Below are 15614 nucleotides of genomic sequence, written 5' to 3'. Positions count from 1 at the left end.
GTGAACAACTCACAGCGAACTAAAGGGACAAGGCGCGGTGGTGGGGGGTGCGGTGCTCAGGCCGCCACGGGCTGCTTGGTGTCCTTCGGTGTGTTGGCCGCGTTGGCGGCGGGGTCGGTGGCCGTGGCCTCCGGGGTCGGCTTGCGCATGCCCTTGAGGAGGACGACCAGGGCCGTGGTGGCGCAGACGCCGGCCGCGATGGCGACGAGGTACAGGAACGGGTTGCCGATCAGCGGGACCACGAAGATGCCGCCGTGGGGGGCGCGCAGCGTGGCGCCGAAGGTCATCGACAGGGCGCCGGTGAGCGCGCCGCCCACCATGGCGGACGGGATGACCCGCAGCGGGTCCGCCGCGGCGAACGGGATCGCTCCTTCGGAGATGAAGGAGGCGCCCAGGACCCAGGCGGCCTTGCCGTTCTCACGCTCGGCCGGTGTGAACAGCTTCCCGCGCACGGTGGTGGCCAGGGCCATCGCCAGCGGCGGGACCATGCCGGCCGCCATCACCGCTGCCATGATCTTCATCGCGGAGTCGCTGGGGTTCGAGACCGCGATACCGGCGGTGGCGAAGGTGTAGGCGACCTTGTTGACGGGGCCGCCGAGGTCGAAGCACATCATCAGGCCGAGCAGGGCGCCGAGCAGGATGGCGTTGGTGCCGGTGAGGCTGTTCAGCCAGTCGGTGAGGCCCTTCTGGGCGGTGGCGATGGGCTTGCCGATCACGACGAGCATCAGGAATCCGACGATCGCCGAGGAGATCAACGGGATCACCACCACCGGCATGATGCCGCGCGCGGGCGCCGGGATCTTCACCTTCTGGATGCCCATCACGACACCACCGGCGATGAGACCGGCCACGAGACCGCCGAGGAAACCCGCGTTGATGTCGAGGGCGATGGCGCCGCCGACGAAGCCGGGTACGAGACCGGGGCGGTCGGCCATGCCGTAGGCGATGTAGCCGGCCAGGACCGGGACGAGGAACTTGAAGGCCACGCCGCCGATCTGGAAGAGCAGGGCGCCCCAGCTGTCGGTCTGCGTCCATACGAAGTGGTCCATGACCGACGGTGCCTTGTTGACCTGCCAGCCGCCGATCGCGAAGCCCAGGGCGATGAGAAGGCCGCCCGCGGCGACGAACGGGACCATGTAGCTCACGCCGCTCATCAGCCACTTGCGGAGCTTGGTGCCGTACCCCTCGGTGGAATCGCCGGCGCGCTCGACCGGCGTGCTGCCCGACGCGGGCGCCGGCGCGCTCCTCTCGCCGCGCGCCGCCTTCTCACGTACCTCCGTGATGAGTTCGACGGGCCTGTTGATGCCGGCCTTCACTCCGACGTCGACGGTCGGCTTGCCGACGAAGCGGTCCTTGTCGCGTACGGGGATGTCGTGGGCGAAGATCACGCCGTCCGCCGCCGCGATCACCGCAGGGTCCAGCCGGGTGAAACCGGCCGATCCCTGCGTCTCGACGACGAGTTCGACGCCTGCCTCGCGACCCGCGTTCTCCAGGGACTCGGCGGCCATGTAGGTGTGCGCGATGCCGGTCGGGCAGGAGGTGACGGCGACGATTCGGAAAAGGCGCTCGCCGGAGGCGGTGGCGCCCGGCGCCGGGGTGGATCCTTGGTCCGCCACCCCCGGCGCCGGGGCCGTGGTGCCCGCTGCGGCGCCGGCGGAGGCCGCCACCGGCGTCGCAGCGGTGTCTTCGGAGGCGCCCGCAGCGCCCACGGCGCCCTGAGCAGCGCCTGCCGCAGCGTTCGCGCCCGCGCCCGCCGTGTCGGCCGCGCCCGCGCTCGCATCCGTCTCCGCGCCCTCGCCCGAAGACGCCCCCGGCGTCTGCGCCGTACTCGGTGCCTCGTCCCCGCGGATCAGTGCCGCCGTCGTCTCCGCGTCGGACACCGTGCGCAGCGCCGAGGTGAACTCGCTGTCCATCAGCTGGCGGGCCAGCGAGGAGAGGATCGTGAGGTGGGCGTCGTCGGCGCCGGCCGGTGCCGCGATCAGGAAGATCAGGTCGGCCGGACCGTCCGCAGCACCGAAGTCGATGCCGGCGGCACTGCGGCCGAAGGCGAGGGTCGGCTCGGTGACATGGCTGCTGCGGCAGTGCGGGATGCCGATGCCGCCGTCGAGGCCGGTCGGCATCTGGGCCTCGCGGGCGGCCACGTCGGCGAGGAAGCCCTCCAGGTCGGTGACCCGGCCCTGGGTCACCATGCGCTCGGCGAGGGCGCGCGCCGCCGCTTCCTTGGTGTCGGCGGACAGGTCGAGGTCGACCAGGTCCGCGGTGATCATGTAGCTCATCGCGGGCTCCTATGCACGCGTATCGCCCGGGGGGAGGGGTGGGCGGGTGTGGGGACGGGGGTGCTGCGGGGGGAGGCGGTGGGGAGGGTGGCCGTGGTGAGTGACGGGGAGTCTCGCCAGGGCCGGGCCGGAGTGGTCGTACGACGGCGGATCAGGGCGTTCATGACGCCGGCTCCGTCAGTTCGCGGTCGAGTGGGATCTCGGCCGTGACGGTCACCGCCGCAGGGTCCAGGTCGGCGGGGGTCGGCATGACGCTGCCGGGGAGCTGGACGGCGGCGGCGCCGTGGGCGACGGCGGAGGCGAGGGCCTCGGGGCCGGTGCCGCCGGCGATGAGGAAGCCGGCGAGGGAGGAGTCGCCGGCGCCGACGTTGCTGCGGACGGTGTCCACGCGCGCGGTGGCGAACCAGACGCCCGCGTCCTCCACGAGGAGCTGCCCGTCGGCGCCCAGGCTCGCGAGCACGGCGCGTGCGCCCATGCCGCGCAACTCCTCGGCCGCCTTCAGTGCGTCGCCCACGGTCGCCAGGGGGCGCGCGACGGCTTCCGCGAGCTCCTCGGCGTTGGGCTTCACCACGTCCGGCCGCGCGCGCAGCGCCTCCAGGAGCGCACACCCCGAGGTGTCCAGTGCGATGCGTGCGCCCCCGGCGTGCGCCCGCGTGACGACATCGGCGTACCAGGAGGGCGCGAGCCCGCGGGGCAGGCTGCCGCAGCACGCGATCCAGTCGGCGTTGTGTGACTGTTCGCGGACGGTGTCCAGGAGGAGTTCCTGCTCGGCCGGGGACAGTTCGGGGCCGGGCGCGTTGATCTTCGTCAGCACCCCGTCCGCCTCGGCGAGCGCGATGTTGGAGCGGGTGGCTCCCCTGATCGGGACGGGCGCGACCTCGATGCCCTGCGCGTCGAGCAGATCGGCGACGAGCGCCCCCGGCGCACCACCCAGGGGCAGGACGGCGACCGTGCGCCGTCCGGCGGCCGTGACGGCGCGCGAGACGTTCACGCCCTTGCCGCCCGGGTCCATGCGCTCGGTCTCGGCGCGGATGACTTCGCCGCGCTCCAGGCGGAGGACCTCGTAGGTGCGGTCGAGGGACGGGTTGGGGGTGACGGTGAGGATCATGCGCGTACTACTTCCGTGCCGGCGCGCTCGATGGCGGTGGCGTCTTCGGGGCTCAGCCCGCTGTCGGTGATCAGCAGGTCCACGTCGCTCAGGTCGCCGAAGCGGGCGAAGTGCTCCTCGCCGTGCTTGGCGGAGTCGGCCAGCAGCACCACGCGGCGGGCGGCGGCGAGCGCGGCCCGCTTGACCGCGGCCTCGGCGAGGTCCGGGGTGGTCAGACCGTGCTCGGCGGAGAAGCCGTTCGCCGCGACGAACAGCACGTCGGCGCGGATCTCGCCGTACGCGCGGAGCGCCCAGGCGTCCACGGCGGCGCGTGTGCGGTGCCGTACGCGCCCTCCGACCAGGTGGAGCTGGATGCCCGGGTGGTCGGCGAGGCGGGCGGCGATGGGCAGGCTGTGCGTGACGACGGTGAGGGAGGACTCCAGCGGGATCGCGGCGGCGACCCGGGCGACCGTAGTTCCGGCGTCGAGGATCATCGTGCCCTCGGTCGGGAGTTCGGCGAGGGCGGCCTTGGCGATGCGGTCCTTCTCGTCGGCGGCGGTGGCCTCGCGCTCGCTGAGGTCCGGTTCGAAGTCGAGGCGGCCGACCGGGATGGCTCCGCCGTGCACGCGGCGGACGAGGCCGGCGCGGTCGAGGGCCTTCAGATCGCGGCGGATCGTTTCCGCGGTGACCTGGAACTCCTCGGCGAGCGACAGCACGTCCACCCGGCCGCCGTCGCGTGCGAGCCGGAGGATTTCCTGCTGCCGTTCCGGTGCGTACATGTCGCCGGCCTCCACCGATGTCCGATCACTTCTGGCTGATGCCCGAACGTGTGGTTTCAAGGCGAGACTACGCCCGGATTTCCCGGAAGTAAACAGGTTCGGATGTCGATCGGGCGTGAACGGACTTCCTGTGCTGTCCGGAGGAGCCGTGCGGCACGGCGCTTGCGGACACGCGAAGGCCCGGCACCTGGTCGGTGCCGGGCCTTGTCGTGGCCGGACAGTCCTGCCTGGTCAGGCTCGCTGGTCACTGCCGCCCGGTCGGGTTGCCGGCTGGCCGGCCGCCGGCCGGTCAGGGGACCAGTTCGGGCTCCCGCTCCCTCGCCGGCGGTTCCGTCGCCGCCGCCTGCGCGGGCTGCTTCGGCAGGGCGGTCATCAGCAGGAAGATCACACCCATGATCGCCGCGACCCACCACAGCGCATGCTGGAAGGCGTGCACGAAGGCGGGCCCGACCCGGGCCGGGGCCAGCCGGTCGCCGATCTCCCCGAAGAACACCACGGACACGAGCCCGAGACCGAGCGCGTTGCCCATCTGCTGCACCGTGTTGATCAGGCCTGATGCAGAACCGGCGTGCTCACGCGGAACCTCCGAGAGCACCACGTCGGTCAGCGGGGCGACGATCAGGCCCATCCCGACACCCATCACGACCAGCGGCAGGGCCATCTGCCAGGAGGCGATGGACAGGCCGTACCGATGCGCTTCCCACAGATAGAGCAGGACGCCCGCGCCGAGCACCAGCGCGCCCGCCTGGAGGACCTTCCGCCCGAACCTCGGCACCAGCTGCTGCACCGACAGGCCGGCCGCCGTGGACACAGCGAGGGAGAACGGCACCCCGGTCAGCCCGGCCCGCAGCGGGCTCCAGCCCAGGCCGATCTGCATGTACAGCGTCCAGACCAGGAAGAAGATGCCGAGCGCGACTCCGAAGACGGTCTGCACGGCGATGCCCGCGGCGAAGCTCTTCACCCGGAAGAGGGACAGCTCGATGAGCGGGGAACCGTCCCTGGCCGCCTTCCGTTTTTCGTACGACACCAGCATCGCGAAGACGACGAGCGCGCCGGCCATGCAGACGTGGCCCCACAGCGGCCAGCCCAGCTCCCGGCCGCGCGTGAGCGGGTAGAGCAGCATCAGCAGGCCCAGCGAGACCAGGGCGACACCGACGAGGTCCAGCTTCAGCGCCTTGGGGGCCTTCGACTCGGTGATGAAGCGACGGCCCAGCAGCCAGGACAGGACACCGACAGGGAGGTTGATGAGGAAGATGGGCCGCCATTCGAGGCCGAACAGGTTCCACTCGGTGAGCAGGGCGCCGAGCAGCGGACCGGAGACCGCGCCCAGCCCGACGATCGCGCCGAACAGGCCGAACACCTTGCCGCGTTCGTGGGCCGGGAAGGTGGCGTGGACGATCGACAGCACCTGCGGCACCATCATCGCCGCCATGCCGCCCTGCAGGATGCGCGAGGCGACCAGCATCTCCGGATTGGCGGCGAAGCCGCACAGGGCGGAGGCCAGAGTGAAGCCGCCGATACCGATCAGGAACAGCCGCTTGCGGCCGTGGATGTCGCCGAGACGGCCACCGGTGATGAGACCGGCGGCGAAGGCCAGGGCATAACCCGCGGTTATCCACTGGATCTGGCTGACCGAGGCGTTCGCGCTCCGCTTGATCGACGGGATGGCGATATTGACGATCGTCACGTCGACGAGGTCCATGAAGGCAGCGGTCATGACGATCGCCAGCGCGAGCCAGCGGGTCCTGTCGGTTGGGGAGGGGAGTGCCGTGCGGGCGGATGCGGTGTCGGTCATGAAATGAAGGTAGGCCCCCATTAGGTCAGATCATGTCCTAGTGCTACGGCATTCTCGTTCTCATGACCACAGACACGCCGGCACGGCTGCTGCAGCTGCTCTCGCTCCTCCAGACGCCCCGCGAGTGGCCCGGCGGGGAGCTGTCCGAGCGACTGGGGGTGTCGCGTCGTACCGTGCGGCGGGACATCGACCGGCTGCGGGAGCTGGGCTATCCGGTGCAGGCCACGAAAGGCTCGGACGGCGGGTACCGGCTGGTCGCGGGCAAGGCGATGCCGCCGCTCGTGCTGGACGACGAGGAGGCGGTGGCGATCGCGGTGGGCCTGCGGGCCGGTGCCGGGCATGCCGTGGAGGGCGTGGACGAGGCGTCCGTACGGGCCCTGGCCAAGCTGGAGCAGGTGCTGCCGGCCCGGCTGCGGCACAGGGTGTCCACACTGCAGGCGGCGACCACACCGCTGACCAGCGGGGACGGGCCGAGCATCGCACCGGAGACGCTGACCGTGATGGCCTCGACGGTGGCGGGGCACGAGCGGCTGCGGTTCGTCTACCGGGACAAGGACGGCAGCGAGTCGCGGCGGCTGACCGAGCCGCACCGGCTGGTGTCGACCGGGCTGCGGTGGTACCTCGTCGCCTACGACCTCGACCGCGCCGGCTGGCGGACCTTCCGGGTGGACCGGGTGAGCGAGCCGTTCGCGACCGGAGCCCGGTTCTCGCCACGGGAACTGCCGACGGGGAACGCCGCCGAATACCTGCGGCAGTCCATCCAGCGGCGGCAGGAGACATACGCGTTCGCGGTGCGGTTCGCCGCGCCGGCGGAGCGGGTCTCCGCCCGGCTCCCGGTATGGCTCGGGGCGCTGGAGGACGACGGCGAGGGCGGTTGTGTCCTGCAGGGCACCGCCGGTGATTCCGTGGAGTGGCTGGCTGTGCGGCTGGCGATGACGGGGTACGAGTTCACCGTGCGGGAGCCCGGTGAACTGATGGCACGGGTACGGGAGTTGGGCGGGCGGCTGAGCCGGGCGGGGGTGGGTGATGCCGGGGAGAGTGCCACCGGGAAGGGTGGCGGCTGGGGCGGCGGTGCTGGGGAGAGTGGTGCTGGGGAGGGTCTCTAGGGTGACGGCCTGCGCTTGCCCGGCCTCACGCATTCTTCGGTGCCGTCCCGGCTCTGCCGAGCCTCACCCCTGTGCCGTGACAGCCCGGCCCTGCCCAGCCTCACCCCCTGCCCTGACAGCCCGACCCTGCCCAGCAGACCCCTGCTGGGAAGTCCAAGTCCTGCCCGGTCTCAGGTGCCTTCGTTGTCGGTCTTCGCTTGCTCGGTGGCCCACTCGAAGTCTCGTAGGGACGCGAGGTTGCGCAGGGCCAGGGCTGCGGGGCCGTTGGGGCCGGCGGGTGGGGAGGAGGTGGCGGCCCAGGACTCCACGGCCACGCGGACGGCGGCGCCGGCTACGGCAGCGGCGAAGCGGAGATGGGGGGTGACCGGGACGGGGGCCGCGGGGGTGGTCCGTAGAGCCGTCGGCGTCATACGGGCCGCAAGGATCTCGGCCAGGGTCTGTTCGGATGCCTGGCACACCTCGGCCCAGACCTTGCGCAGGGCGGGGCTGTCGCCGGCCAGGCGGATCAGGGTGCGGACCCATTCCCAGGACCCCGCCGAGACGCCGACACCGGGAGTGAGGGTGTGGTGGACGGCGTGCTCCAGGGCTTCCGGGACGGTCAGGTGGGCCGGGGCCGAGCGGAGCGCTTCCGACCAGCGCTGGGCGCCCGCGGCGTAGAGGGGGGCGACCGCTTCCTCCTTGGTGGCGAAGTAGCGGTAGAACGTCCGCGGTGCGATACCCGCCGCCTGCGCGATGTCCTCGGCGCGGGTGGCCCGCAGGCCCTGGCGGACGAACAGGGCAGCCGCCGCGCGGGCGATCTCCATCCGGGTCTCGGCCTTGCGGCGTTCGGTCAGCGAGACCGGCGGGGAGGCAGAAAACAGCTGGTGGGAGGCGCTGGGGGTGGTGCTCACACCGGCAGGCTATGCCCATGTGGCAGAATCTGCCATCCGGCGGTCCACCCCGGGGTTCAGGTACGGGGTGGGCCGCCATTCCACGAGGCGCCACCGCTGCGGCGCCGCTCCCCCATCCGTGCAGACTCTCCACCGTCCCAGCGGACTTGAGTCTCCTGCGGGGGGAGACCGGAAGGTGGGACCCATGCACGGCATCTTTGACCCGCAGGGTGACACCTCACGCGACGACACCTCATGCGACGACAACTCGCCTGACGACTCCTCCCGCCCCGCCACCTCGTACTCGATCGGTGAGTCGGCGCGGCGTAGCGGCCTGTCGGTCAAGACGATCCGCCTCTACTCGGATCACGGCCTCGTGGTGCCGGCGAGCCGTACCCCGGCCGGTTACCGCCGCTACGGCCCGGAAGCCGTCGCCCGGCTTGCGCTGGTGCGGACGCTGCGCGAGCCGGGACTCGGCCTGGAGGTGATCCGGCGGATCGTGGACCGGCCGCTCGCCCTCGGCCGGATCGCTGCGGAGCAGGCCGCCGCGCTGGATGCGCAGACCGTGTGCTGCGGCTGCGCCGGGCGGTGCTGTCCGCCGTGGCGGCCAGGCGCGAGCCGACCTTCGAGGAGATGGAACTCATGCACCGGTTGGCGGCCCTGTCCGAAACGGAACGGCGACGCCTGGTGAACGGCTTCCTCGACGCCGTTTTCCGCGCGCCTCGGCCTTCCGACACCGCGCTTCGGTGTTCCCTCACCCCGAGCTGCCCGGCAACCCGACCGAGGAGCAGGTGGCGGCGTGGGTGGAGCTGGCCGAGCTGTCACTCGACGACGCGTTCCGTGCCGCCGTACGGCGCCTGGTCCTGGGGCATGCCGGGGACCGGCCGGAGGCCGTCGGCGCCGCCGGCGCGCCACCCGTTCCGGACCTCGTCGCCGTCGCCCGGGAGGTCGTGCGCGCCGCCATGGCATCCGGCATCCGGCCCGAGGCGCCGGAAGCGGATCCCGTCGTCGCGGCCCTGGTCACCCGGTGCGCCCCCGTCTCCGGGCGCCCTGGCCGTGCCTCGCCGCACGAGTGGCTGCTCGGTCGCCTGGAAGCCGTGCGGGAGCCGCGCAGGGACACGTATGTACGGCTGCTGTCCCTCATCAACGGCTGGCCGGAGCCGGTGACTCCGGTGATCGACTGGGCGGCCTCGGCTCTGCGGGCGCGGGCAGTGGCCTGAGGGGAACGTCCGGGCGAACCGAGCGGTTGGCCGGGATTCCCCTCCGCCGAGGTGTGCGGCCGGGTGACCGGGGAACCGTAACAGGCTTATGGGGCCCAGGGGTTGGCGCGGACGGGCGGCCTGCGGGCGCGGATGAAGCCGGGCTTCGGCGCCCAGGGGGGATGGGTGCCGAAGCCCGGCTCGGGAAGGTCCCGGCGCCGGGGGGGATTGCGTCGGGACCTGGCTCTGTGGTGCGGCGTGGGCGCGTGGGGGTCGCCGGTCCGTGCGGTGTGGGAAGTCCGTGCGGTGTGGGGAGTGCGGTTCCGGGGGCTGCTGCTGCCGGGCCCGGAAGGGTTTTTCCCGCGGGCCCCGGGGTTGAAGCGATGGGACCACGCCATGTTTGCGCCGTCTTTCGCCACCGGCGTGCGCGTCCCGGGCACCGTACGCCCCAGGCACGCGCACACCACACGCACGCTCCAGGGCAGGCGAGGCACGGACGTCCGAGGCCCGCGCACGCCACGCCGACCCCCGAGGCCGACGCGCGCACCCCGGACGGCGCCGGCACTCCACGCACGCCCCGTCCCGCGACAGCGCGCCCCAGTGGCCGCAGACACCCACAGCCGCCGCCGCATCCCCCGGAAACCCCTTACGCCGCCGCGTCGAACCCGGTGTCGCGGGCCAGCTTCTTCAGTTCGAGGAGGGCGTGCTTCTCGATCTGGCGGATGCGCTCGCGGGTCAGGCCGTGTTCCTTGCCGACCTCGGTCAGGGTGCGCTCGCGGCCGTCCTCGATGCCGTACCGCATCTTGATGATGGAGGCCGTGCGCTGGTCCAGGCGGCCGATCAGGTCGTCCAGTTCCTCGCTGCGGAGGAGGGTGAGGACGGACTGCTCGGGGCTGACCGCCGAGGTGTCCTCCAGGAGGTCGCCGAACTGGGTCTCGCCCTCGTCGTCCACCGACATGTTCAGCGAGACCGGGTCGCGGGCCCAGTCGAGGACGTCGATGACGCGCTCCGGTGTGGCGCCCAGCTCCGCGGCGATCTCCGCGGGCTCCGGGTCCCGGCCGTTCTCACGGTTGAACTCGCGCTGCACGCGGCGGATGCGGCCCAGCTCCTCCACCAGGTGGACGGGGAGCCGGATGGTGCGGGACTGGTCGGCGATGGAGCGGGTGATGGCCTGGCGGATCCACCAGGTGGCGTAGGTCGAGAACTTGAAGCCCTTGCGGTAGTCGAACTTCTCGACCGCGCGCACCAGGCCGGCGTTGCCCTCCTGGATCAGGTCGAGCAGGGGCAGGCCACTGCGCGGGTAGCGCCGGGCCACCGCCACGACGAGGCGGAGGTTGGAACGGATGAAGATGTCCTTCGCCCGCTCGCCGGCGGCGACCAGCGCCTCGAGCTCCTCGCGGGAGGCGTCTGTCGCCGACTTCTCCTCACCGTCGAGGATCTGCTGCGCGAAGACACCCGCCTCGATGGTCTGGGACAGCTCGACCTCCTTTGCGGCGTCGAGCAGCGGCGTACGCGCGATCTCGTCGAGGTACATGCCGACCAGGTCGCGGTCCGCGATCTCGCCGCCATGAGCGCGAACACTGCTTGCCGAGTCGGCCGTCTCGCCGGTGGCGGACTGACGACGGGCGACGGCACGGGTTGCCATGCGTGCTCCCTTGCGATGGTGGGCTGGCGGGTGGTCCTGCGAACGCTCGGCACTGGCGGGGACCGTCACCGGGACTCCTTCCGAGTCCTCTGCGACTCTCTCCGGGTGCCCTGCATCCGTGGGAAACAACGACTGGAATCCGGACAGAATTCCCAACCCGCCCCCCAATTTTTCTGATCATGCAGTACCCTGTTCCGCCACACTGGGAGGCGAGATGCCCACGGAACGTACAGAGGTGCAGGTCAGACCAGGAGTCGAGAGGGATCTCAACGCCCTCACGGCGATCTACAACCACTATGTACGTGAGACGGCCATCACATTCGATACCGCGATCTTCACTCCGGAAGAGCGCCGCCCTTGGCTGCTCTCCCACCCGGAAGACGGCCCGTACCGCCTGATGGTTGCCACGGAAACGGAACCGGAGGGCGACTCACAGCGAATTCTTGGGTACGCCACATCCAGCCCTTACCGGCCGAAGCCCGCGTACGTCACATCCGTGGAGGTTTCGGTGTACGTCGCCCCGGGCACGGGCCGGCGCGGCATCGGCACGCTGCTCTACGACGCCCTCTTCAAGGCGCTGGCCGGTGAGGACGTGCACCGCGCCTACGCCGGGATCGCCCAGCCCAACGAGGCCTCCGAGCGGCTGCACGCCCGCTTCGGCTTCCGGTATGTCGGCACGTACCGCGAGGTCGGTCGCAAGTTCGGCCGCTACTGGGACGTGGCCTGGTACGAGAAGCAGCTGTAGGTCAGCCGAACTGCACCGACCGCTTCGCCAGCCCCATCCAGAAGCCGTCGATCACGGTCCGGTGCGCATCCAGTTCCCCGCCCGCCTCGGCCGCGCCCATGGTGACGAACAGCGGGGCGAAGTGTTCGGTGCGCGGGTGGGCGTAGCGGCCGGCCGGCGCCTTGTCCAGGAAGTCCAGCAGGGCGTCCCAGTCGCGGCCCTCCAGGGCGCGGCGGCCCCAGTCGTCGAATTCCGAGGACCAGCCGGGCACGCCGCCGCCGGTGTGCCGCAGGGCGGCGAGATTGTGGGTGAAGAAGCCGGAGCCGACGATCAGCACGCCCTCGTCGCGCAGGGGGGCGAGCTTGCGGCCGATGTCCATGAGTCGCACGGGGTCGAGGGTGGGCATGGAGATCTGCAGGACGGGGATGTCGGCGGCCGGGAACATCTCGACGAGGGGGACGTAGGCGCCGTGGTCGAGGCCGCGGTCGGGGATGTCCTGGACGGGGGTGCCGGGGGCGCGCAGCAGCTTGCGGACGGTTTCGGCCAGCCTGGGGGCGCCGGGGGCGGCGTACTGCACCCGGTAGTAGTGCTCGGGGAAGCCCCAGAAGTCGTGGACGAGGGGGACGGTGTGCACCGCGCCCAGCGCGAGCGGGGCCTCCTCCCAGTGGGCGGAGACGATGAGGATCGCCCGGGGGTGGGGCAGGTCCGCGGACCAGGCGGCGAGCTGGCCGGGCCAGACGGGGTCGTCGGCGAGCGGCGGGGCGCCGTGGCTGAGGTACAGGGCGGGCATGCGGTCGGGCCCGGCGGCAGGCTTCTCCTGTGCGGTGGTGGACATGACGACGGCTCCCGGATTCTTTAACTCTCAAGTTTCATTCCACACCGTACGCCCGACTTGTTCAAGTTTCAAGGAGCCGGCTCGTACAGTGGGATCCATGAACACGGCATCCGACTCCGCCGCACAGCCCCGCTGGCTCACCGACGAGGAACAGCGCGTCTGGCGCGCCTACCTGCACGCCACCACCCTGCTGGAGGACCACCTCGACCGGCAGCTGCAGCGCGACGCGGGCATGCCGCACATCTACTACGGCCTTCTCGTCGGCCTCGCCGAGGCCCCGCGCCGCCGGCTGCGGATGACCGAGCTGGCGATGAAGGCGAAGATCACCCGCTCCCGGCTGTCGCACGCGATCGCGCGGCTGGAGAAGAACGGCTGGGTGCGCCGCGAGGAGTGCCCCTCCGACAAGCGCGGCCAGTTCGCGGTGCTCACCGAGGAGGGTGCCGAGGTGCTGAAGCGCACCGCGCCCGGCCATGTGGCCGCCGTACGGCAAGCGATGTTCGACCGGCTCAGCCCCGAGCAGCAGAAGGCCCTCGGCGAGATCATGGAGATCGTCGCCGAGGGCCTTCAGCCCAATGAAGCGGGTGCGGACCTGCCCTGGCTCCGCTGATGTGCCGCAGGGCCGGTCAGTGCGCCGGCACCGGCACCGGCACCGGCACCTCGTCCTCGACGCTCTCGCCGGAGATCAGCTCGGTGGTGCCGGGGCGGCCGGCATTGACGAAGGTGAAGGCGATCAGGGCGGCCACGCCCAGGATGCCGACGGCGAACCAGATCGCCGTGCTGTAACCGTGCACCATGGCCCGGAGCCCGACCAGCTGCTGCTGGGGCCTGGTGGCGGCGCCGGCGATGTGGTCCTTGAAGTACGACGTCTTCGCGGACGCGGCGATGGTGTTCAGCAGGGCGGTGCCGATCGCGCCGCCCACCTGCTGCGAGGTGTTGACCATCGCGGAGGCGACACCGGCGTCCCGGGGCTCGACACCCTGGGTGGCCAGCGACATCGCGGGCATGAACGCCGTACCCATGCCGAGGCCGAGCAGCACCATCGCGGGCAGCAGCAGGGTCAGGTACGACGAGCCGGTCTCCAGCTGGGTCAGCAGCAGCATGCCGAGACCGGCGGCCAGGAAGCCGGGGCCCATCAGCAGCCGGGCGCGGACCCGGGTCATCAGCCGGGTGCCGATCTGAGTGGAGCCGGTGATCATGCCGGCCACCATCGGCAGGAAGGCGAAGCCGGTCTTGACCGGCGAGTAGCCCTTCACGACCTGCAGGTAGTAGGTCAGGAAGAGGAACAGGCCGAACATGCCGATGATCGCGAGACCCAGGGAGAGGTAGATGCCGCCGCGGTTGCGGTTGCTGACCACGCGCAGCGGCAGCAGCGGGGCCTTGACCCGGGACTCGACGGTCACGAAGGCGAGCAGCAGCACCGCGGACGCCACGAACATGGACACGGTGACCGCGTCGCCCCAGCCGTCGGACTCGGCGCGGGTGAAGCCGTAGACGAGGGCGACCAGGCCGAGGGTGGACAGCAGGACGCCCGGGATGTCGAGCGGGTTGCGGTTGCGGCCGCCCTCCGGCTCACGGATGACGAACCAGGCGCCGAGCGCGGCGACGACGGCGAACGGAACGTTCACGAAGAAGGTCCAGCGCCAGTTCAGGTACTCGGTGAGGAAACCGCCGAGGATCAGGCCGACGGCACCGCCGCCGCCCGCGATGGCGCCGTAGATGCCGAACGCCTTGGCGCGCTCCCTGGCGTCCGTGAACATCACGGCGAGCAGCGACAGCGCGGCCGGGGCGAGCAGGGCGCCGAAGACACCCTGCAGGGCGCGGGCGCCGAACATCATCGGGCCGGTGGTGGCGGCACCGCCGAGCGCGGAGGCGAGGGCGAAGCCGGCCAGGCCGGTGACGAAGGCGCGCTTGCGGCCCCACTTGTCGGCGATACGGCCGCCGAACAGCAGCAGACCGCCGAAGGCGAGGGCGTAGGCCGTGACGACCCACTGCCGGTTGCCGTCGGATATGCCGAGGTCCGTCTGGGCGGAGGGCAGGGCGATGTTCACGATGGTGGCGTCGAGGACGACCATCAGCTGGGCGAGCGCGATGAAGACGAGCGCCTTCCAGCGGTTGGCGTCGCCGGCGCGTGCGGCGAAGCCGGTCGGCGCGGGGGCGCCGGGAGCCTTGCGGGCTGTTTCGGACATGGAGGGACCCACTTCGGGACTTCAGGATGGAAAACGGCGGGGAAACGACTAGAAAAGATCGGAAAGGATGAGAAAGGCAGGGAAAGATGGGAAAAACGTGAGAAAACGGCCGTGGCGGAGAATGTGCGGCCGTCTCCGGTGCCGTAGGGGTGGGCTCAGGGAAGGACCGGGGTCGGGGGCGGAACTAATCGGTCAGCACGCGCGCAGTTCCTTGAGGGTCACGGCCGTGCCCGGCAGGGCGGAGCGGGCGGGCGCCCGCAGGCCGTCGAGGAACAGCTGAAGGTGGCGGTGGACGAAGCGGTCGCCGCGCGGGCAGTCCGTGCCGGCCGGGGGCCGGCTCAGCTGGGCCACGGCGAGCAGCAGGTCGCCGACTCCGACGTCGGGCCGGAGCTGTCCGGCCGCCTCGGCCCGGCCCATGACCTCCTTCACGAGCTCTTCGACGCGCTCGCGGGAGGCTTCCAGGTCGGGGTGGTGCTGGTCGAACGTGCCGGAGATCATCGGGCACAGCGCGCTGATCCGCTCGTCGGCGGCGGCGTGCACGAAGCGCTCCAGCGCGGCGAAGGCGTCCCCGGTCTCGGCGAGGGCCACTTCGGCCGCCTCGGCCGTACGGTCCATGACGGAGCAGACGACCTCGCGGACGAGGGCCTCGCGGTCGGGGAAGTTGCGGTACACCGTGGCGTTGCCGACGCCGGCCCGGCGGGCGATCTCGTCGAGCGGCACGTCCGGGCCGTGCTCGACGAACATCTCCCGGGCGGCGGTGACGATCCGCTCCCGGTTGCGCAGGGCGTCGGCGCGGGGCCGGTGCGCCTTGCGCGGTGCGGGGGTGGTCGCGGTCGGCACGGGGACTCCTCGGTGCTGGTGGTCTCTGCCGGTGCTGGGCCGGCGATGAGGGGGCGATCCGGGGAGACAGTCCCCGTTTCGCTCGGACACAGGGCTAAACGGGGAAACGCTCCCCGGTTATTTCCCGCCCGGCGAAAGAACCGCTGTGACCTGAGCCACTTCGCCGGCCCACTCCTCGCCCGCCGGGATTCACCCCCGTGCGCACCGCCATTCCCACGATCGGTCTCCTCCAGCGCGCGACCCCCACCCCGCCGACACAGGGTGAGCCCAAGG

12 protein-coding genes and 1 pseudogene are annotated in these 15614 nt (G+C 71.6%); 4 read left to right on the top strand and 9 right to left on the bottom strand.

The features are described 5' to 3' along the window. Positions 1-56 precede the first annotated feature (56 nt). From ACIGXP_RS38230 to ACIGXP_RS38215, 4 genes are all read right to left on the bottom strand, one after another. Positions 57-2276 (bottom strand): fructose-specific PTS transporter subunit EIIC, encoded by a 2220-nt coding sequence (locus ACIGXP_RS38230; protein WP_399776347.1) that lies wholly within the window; start codon positions 2274-2276, stop codon positions 57-59. Between the two features lie 160 nt (positions 2277-2436). Next, positions 2437-3384, bottom strand: coding sequence for a 1-phosphofructokinase (pfkB, locus tag ACIGXP_RS38225; protein WP_399776345.1), 948 nt, complete (start codon positions 3382-3384; stop codon positions 2437-2439). Beyond that, positions 3381-4142 (bottom strand): DeoR/GlpR family DNA-binding transcription regulator, encoded by a 762-nt coding sequence (locus ACIGXP_RS38220; protein ID WP_399776343.1) that lies wholly within the window; start codon positions 4140-4142, stop codon positions 3381-3383. The genes pfkB and ACIGXP_RS38220 overlap by 4 nt, the downstream gene beginning before the upstream one ends. A gap of 289 nt (positions 4143-4431) precedes the next feature. After that, the gene (locus ACIGXP_RS38215; protein WP_399776341.1) at positions 4432-5937 is read right to left on the bottom strand and encodes an MFS transporter; all 1506 of its coding nucleotides are present in this window, start codon (positions 5935-5937) and stop codon (positions 4432-4434) included. Between the two features lie 62 nt (positions 5938-5999). Here ACIGXP_RS38215 and ACIGXP_RS38210 point away from each other — a divergent pair, with 62 nt between their 5' ends. Beyond that, positions 6000-7043 (top strand): helix-turn-helix transcriptional regulator, encoded by a 1044-nt coding sequence (locus ACIGXP_RS38210; RefSeq protein WP_399776339.1) that lies wholly within the window; start codon positions 6000-6002, stop codon positions 7041-7043. A gap of 170 nt (positions 7044-7213) precedes the next feature. Here ACIGXP_RS38210 and ACIGXP_RS38205 read toward each other — a convergent pair whose 3' ends face one another. Beyond that, on the bottom strand, positions 7214-7846 hold the full coding sequence (locus ACIGXP_RS38205) for a TetR/AcrR family transcriptional regulator (protein ID WP_399776373.1): 633 nt from the start codon (positions 7844-7846) through the stop codon (positions 7214-7216). A 373-nt stretch (positions 7847-8219) separates the two neighbouring features. Between ACIGXP_RS38205 and ACIGXP_RS38200 the strand changes: the two are divergent. Then, positions 8220-9132: pseudogene (locus tag ACIGXP_RS38200) on the top strand (MerR family transcriptional regulator). Between the two features lie 625 nt (positions 9133-9757). Here ACIGXP_RS38200 and ACIGXP_RS38195 read toward each other — a convergent pair. Then, positions 9758-10756 (bottom strand): sigma-70 family RNA polymerase sigma factor, encoded by a 999-nt coding sequence (locus ACIGXP_RS38195; RefSeq protein ID WP_363215275.1) that lies wholly within the window; start codon positions 10754-10756, stop codon positions 9758-9760. Positions 10757-10970: 214 nt separating this feature from the next. On the opposite strand from ACIGXP_RS38195, the gene ACIGXP_RS38190 reads away from it, so the two are divergent. Continuing rightward, positions 10971-11501 carry a GNAT family N-acetyltransferase gene (locus ACIGXP_RS38190; protein WP_399776337.1) on the top strand — a complete coding sequence of 177 codons (531 nt, stop codon included), beginning with the start codon at positions 10971-10973 and terminating at the stop codon, positions 11499-11501. 1 nt (position 11502) lies between these two features. Here the strand turns inward: ACIGXP_RS38190 and ACIGXP_RS38185 are convergent, their stop codons facing one another. Beyond that, a complete protein-coding gene (locus tag ACIGXP_RS38185) occupies positions 11503-12315 on the bottom strand; it encodes a dioxygenase (RefSeq protein WP_399776334.1) in 813 nt (270 codons plus the stop codon). A gap of 97 nt (positions 12316-12412) precedes the next feature. Between ACIGXP_RS38185 and ACIGXP_RS38180 the strand changes: the two genes are divergently transcribed. Beyond that, positions 12413-12922 carry a MarR family winged helix-turn-helix transcriptional regulator gene (locus tag ACIGXP_RS38180; RefSeq protein WP_399776332.1) on the top strand — a complete coding sequence of 170 codons (510 nt, stop codon included), beginning with the start codon at positions 12413-12415 and terminating at the stop codon, positions 12920-12922. A 16-nt stretch (positions 12923-12938) separates the two neighbouring features. Here ACIGXP_RS38180 and ACIGXP_RS38175 read toward each other — a convergent pair whose 3' ends face one another. Together ACIGXP_RS38175 and ACIGXP_RS38170 are read right to left on the bottom strand one after the other, a co-directional pair. Then, entirely contained in the window at positions 12939-14501 is a 1563-nt protein-coding gene (locus ACIGXP_RS38175; protein WP_399776330.1) for an MFS transporter, read from the bottom strand. Between the two features lie 192 nt (positions 14502-14693). Continuing rightward, entirely contained in the window at positions 14694-15341 is a 648-nt protein-coding gene (locus ACIGXP_RS38170) for a TetR/AcrR family transcriptional regulator (protein WP_399776328.1), read from the bottom strand. Positions 15342-15614 lie beyond the last annotated feature (273 nt).

The sequence above is a fragment of the Streptomyces sp. NPDC053069 genome (assembly GCF_044546895.1).
Taxonomy (GTDB): domain Bacteria; phylum Actinomycetota; class Actinomycetes; order Streptomycetales; family Streptomycetaceae; genus Streptomyces.
Note: the sequence above shows the minus strand (reverse complement) of the source record. Positions and strands in the feature narration are given on the sequence as shown.

What these genes read in the sequence shown, in the direction of transcription:
- ACIGXP_RS38215 (WP_399776341.1), bottom strand. Translation starts at nt 5,937, where the DNA reads ATGACCGACACCGCATCCGCCCGCACGGCACTCCCCTCCCCAACCGAC.
- ACIGXP_RS38185 (WP_399776334.1), bottom strand. Translation starts at nt 12,315, where the DNA reads ATGTCCACCACCGCACAGGAGAAGCCTGCCGCCGGGCCCGACCGCATG.
- ACIGXP_RS38230 (WP_399776347.1), bottom strand. Translation starts at nt 2,276, where the DNA reads ATGAGCTACATGATCACCGCGGACCTGGTCGACCTCGACCTGTCCGCC.
- ACIGXP_RS38210 (WP_399776339.1), top strand. Translation starts at nt 6,000, where the DNA reads ATGACCACAGACACGCCGGCACGGCTGCTGCAGCTGCTCTCGCTCCTC.
- ACIGXP_RS38190 (WP_399776337.1), top strand. Translation starts at nt 10,971, where the DNA reads ATGCCCACGGAACGTACAGAGGTGCAGGTCAGACCAGGAGTCGAGAGG.
- pfkB (WP_399776345.1), bottom strand. Translation starts at nt 3,384, where the DNA reads ATGATCCTCACCGTCACCCCCAACCCGTCCCTCGACCGCACCTACGAG.
- ACIGXP_RS38175 (WP_399776330.1), bottom strand. Translation starts at nt 14,501, where the DNA reads ATGTCCGAAACAGCCCGCAAGGCTCCCGGCGCCCCCGCGCCGACCGGC.
- ACIGXP_RS38180 (WP_399776332.1), top strand. Translation starts at nt 12,413, where the DNA reads ATGAACACGGCATCCGACTCCGCCGCACAGCCCCGCTGGCTCACCGAC.
- ACIGXP_RS38205 (WP_399776373.1), bottom strand. Translation starts at nt 7,846, where the DNA reads ATGGAGATCGCCCGCGCGGCGGCTGCCCTGTTCGTCCGCCAGGGCCTG.
- ACIGXP_RS38195 (WP_363215275.1), bottom strand. Translation starts at nt 10,756, where the DNA reads ATGGCAACCCGTGCCGTCGCCCGTCGTCAGTCCGCCACCGGCGAGACG.
- ACIGXP_RS38220 (WP_399776343.1), bottom strand. Translation starts at nt 4,142, where the DNA reads ATGTACGCACCGGAACGGCAGCAGGAAATCCTCCGGCTCGCACGCGAC.